Source organism: Mesorhizobium sp. M7A.F.Ca.CA.004.12.1.1 (genome assembly GCF_003997835.1).
GTDB lineage: Bacteria > Pseudomonadota > Alphaproteobacteria > Rhizobiales > Rhizobiaceae > Mesorhizobium.
This window is the reverse complement of the sequence record NZ_RZRK01000808.1, coordinates 1-2,719: the sequence shown is the minus strand read 5'-3', so window position 1 is coordinate 2,719 and position 2,719 is coordinate 1. Positions and strand designations below refer to the sequence as shown.

Below are 2,719 nucleotides of genomic sequence, written 5' to 3'. Positions count from 1 at the left end.
CTTTTTCTTTCCCCGATAGTTTGGAGTTTTCTCCTAATATAATTAGGCCAACCGGCCATACGCCCTTTCCAATCAGATGGAAAGCTTCGCGGCAGCATGAGATTATGGCGGCTCAACCGATATGGAGGTTTGTTGTGAACGAAACGGTGCGCGGCACGGTCGAAATGTCAGCCGCAATGGCCATCCTGGGAACGATCGGATGGTTCGTCGTCCTGTCCGGCCAGCCGATCATGGATGTGGTGTTCTGGCGTTGCGCTTTCGGTGCGCTGACGCTGCTCATCATCTGCGCCGGGCTGGGATTGCTGCGCAACAGGCTGTCGCTGCGCATCATCGGCATCGCCGCGCTCGGCGGCGTCGCCATCGTCGTCAACTGGCTGCTGCTGTTCAGCGCATTCTCGCGCGCGTCGATCTCGATCGCCACCGCTGTCTACAACACGCAGCCTTTCATGCTGGTCGGCTTCGGTGCGCTTTTCTTCGCCGAGCGGCTGACCCTGACCAAGCTGACCTGGCTGGCCATCGCCTTCGCCGGCATGGTTCTGATCGTGCAGTCGGCTCCCGATGCCGGCGATATCGGCACGGATTATTTCACCGGCATCGTCATGGCGTTGGGCGCGGCTTTCTTCTGGGCCGTCGCCGCCATCGTCACCAAGAAGCTCAAGGGCACGCCGCCGCACCTCATCGCGCTGATCCAGGTCTGCGTCGGCGTCGTCATGCTGGCGCCTTTCGCCAATCTTGCAGAGCTTCCGGCCGATGCCTGGAGCTGGACCATGCTGGCGACGCTCGGCATCGTCCATACCGGCCTGATGTACATACTGATGTACGGCGCCATCCAGAAGCTGCCGACGCATCTGCAGGGATCGCTGTCCTTCATCTATCCGGTCGTCGCCATCCTGGTCGATGTCGTCGCCTTCGGCCATCGGCTGCATCTGAGTCAGGTCGTCGGCGCCACCGCCATCCTGATCGCCGCCGCCGGCATGAATCTCGGCTGGACGCTGTGGAAGGGCAAACCGCCCGTGGCGAGCCCGCACCCGATCAAATGAAGCGCCCCGCCGGATGCCCGGCGGGTCAAACATCGCGATCCCGGCTGCCCGCCTGTTCAAAGCGGGCACTTTGCTCTATGCCGCAATCCAACCATCTTCGCCCGGCATAGGCGAAACGCGGGACCCGAAGAACCATGAATGAAGCAACGCCCCCCAATCGCTGTCGCATCGTGCTGATCGCGCCGTCCGGCGTGCCGGCGGCCCGTATTGTCGCGGCATTCGATGGCGGCGATGTCGCTTCGCTGATCCTGCCCGAGAACGGCATGGATGAAGCCTCCTTTCAGGCTTTCGCCGAACAGATCGTGCCGGCAGCGCAAGCCGCCGGCGTTGCTGTCATCATCGCCGGCGCCACCCGCATAGCCGGCCGCGTCCAGGCCGACGGCATCCATGTCGCGGTCTCCACGGCCGCACTTGCCGAGACGATCGAGCATTTCCAGGCAAAGATGATGGTCGGCACCGGCGGCGCCAAGACACGTGACGACGCGCTCGAGCTTGGCGAGACGCGGCCAGACTACAACTTCTGCGGCCGCTTCGGTTACGACAACAAGCCCGAACCGCACCCGCGCAACCTGTCGCTCGGCGCATGGTGGGCGGACATGATCCAGATCCCTTGCATCGTCATGGCCGGATCCGACATCGCCTCGGTCGAAGCGGTGGGCGCCACCGGCGCTGAATTCGTGGCGCTGTCGAGCGCCGTGTTTGCCGACGGCACCGATCCCAGGACAGCGGTCGCCACCGCCAACGCGCTGCTCGACGAGACCGCGCCGCGCTTCGAGGACTGAAATGTCCTCGGCGACGCTTCCCCTCCAGGCTCTGCTTGCGGTGCTGATGGTCCAGGCTGCCGCCGCGGAGACCATCCCCCTGCCGCAGCCCAAGCCGGAAATCGGCGTCCACACCGACAAGCCGATCGACAAGCCGTTGCCGCAGCCCGCTACCACGGCCGAGCCCGCGCCGCTGCCGTCGGCCGACACGGTCAATCCCGACCGCTTCGGCGCAAAACCCGCCGACGCGGCCTATGGCGCCTTCCAGCGCGGTCTCTACAAGACAGCTTACAATCTGGCATTGGTCCGGGCGCAAAACGGCGATCCGGCGGCGCAGACCTTGGTGGCCGAGATCCTGTCGCGGGGGCTCGGTGTGCCGGTCAATTCGGCGCAAGCGGCGAAATGGTACGCGCTGGCCGCCGAACAGGGTGTGCCGGAATCGCAGTTCCAGTATGCGCTGATGCTGCTCGACGGCCGCTACGTCAAAAAGGATGGAAAAGAGGCCTACGCCTTGATGCAGGCCGCCGCCGAAGCCGGCAACCGGCTGGCGCAATTCAATTTCGCGCAGATGCTGGTCCAGCAGGACCCCGGCGACGCCGGCATGGCCAAGGCGGTTTCCTACTATGAGCGCGCCGCCGCGACCGGCCTCGCGGACGCGCAATATGCAATGTCGCAGATCTACGCCAACGGTGTCGGTGGCAAGCCACGTGACGACGCCCAGGCAAGGCGCCTGCTGGCGCAGGCCGCAAGGCAGAACTACGACACCGCGCAGATCGATCTCGCCGCCTGGATGATCGAAGGCCGCGGCGGTGCGCGCGACCTGAAATCCGCCTTCGGCTGGATGAAGCAGGCGGCGGAGGGCGGCAATGTCGCCGCCCAGAACCGCCTGGCCAAGCTCTATATGCAAGGCATCGGCAC

The 2,719-nt window shown here is 64.7% G+C and carries 3 protein-coding genes; all 3 read left to right on the top strand.

The features are described 5' to 3' along the window. Positions 1 to 134: 134 nt before the first annotated feature. A complete protein-coding gene (locus EN984_RS29955) occupies positions 135 to 1,040 on the top strand; it encodes a DMT family transporter (protein WP_127268482.1) in 906 nt (301 codons plus the stop codon). A 134-nt stretch (positions 1,041 to 1,174) separates the two neighbouring features. Further along, positions 1,175 to 1,822: a thiamine phosphate synthase gene (locus tag EN984_RS29950; protein WP_127384172.1), complete on the top strand. Its 648-nt coding sequence runs from the start codon at positions 1,175 to 1,177 to the stop codon at positions 1,820 to 1,822. A 1-nt stretch (position 1,823) separates the two neighbouring features. After that, the coding region (locus EN984_RS29945) for a tetratricopeptide repeat protein (RefSeq protein WP_164765742.1) at positions 1,824 to 2,719 on the top strand (896 nt) is incomplete at its 3' end.

Coding starts and splice junctions, on each gene's coding strand:
- EN984_RS29950 (WP_127384172.1), top strand. CDS start 1,175: ATGAATGAAGCAACGCCCCCCAATCGCTGTCGCATCGTGCTGATCGCG.